Raw genomic sequence first — 565 nt, forward strand, 5'->3', positions numbered from 1 at the left:
CCAATCCAGTAAAGGCAGGTAACAGCACCACATCTTCGCTGCTGTCTACTTGCCGAGCTAAATCTTCGACATCGCTACTTTGTTGAATCATACCCAAATTGTCACGTAGCCATTGGATGATAGCTCCTGCCATAAAAACACTACCCTCCAAGGCATAAGTAACTTCTTTTTTGGGTGGCTGTAGCATTCGCTTACCTGACTGTACGATTTGATCAAATGATAAATTGTCTGGACGAGTTGGCGATATTTTTCGCTGCCATGCGATGGTTGTTAGCAGTTTGTGCTCGCTCAGTTTTGGCTGCTGACCAATGTTCATCAGCATAAAACAGCCCGTACCATAGGTATTTTTGGCCATGCCAGCATCGAGACAACCTTGCCCAAAAAGCGCGGCTTGCTGATCGCCGAGCACCGCTTGAATGGGTATTTGCTTTGCGAATAGGCCTTTTTTGGTTTTGCCAAAATCACCGTCAGATGGTAGTACCTTAGGCAATATATTCATAGGAATGGCAAATCGATCGCAAAGCGTCTCTGACCAAGCCAATTTATGAATATCAAATAGCAAAGT

Annotated in this window: 1 protein-coding gene; it reads right to left on the reverse strand. The window is 44.8% G+C overall.

Annotated features, from left to right (window positions below; all coding sequences use genetic code 11):
- Window positions 1–565 (reverse strand): FGGY family carbohydrate kinase (locus ACS8FC_RS19750; protein ID WP_439298036.1); only part of this gene is annotated, 565 nt, incomplete at both ends.

The organism is Psychrobacter sp. 1Y4, from assembly GCF_051847555.1.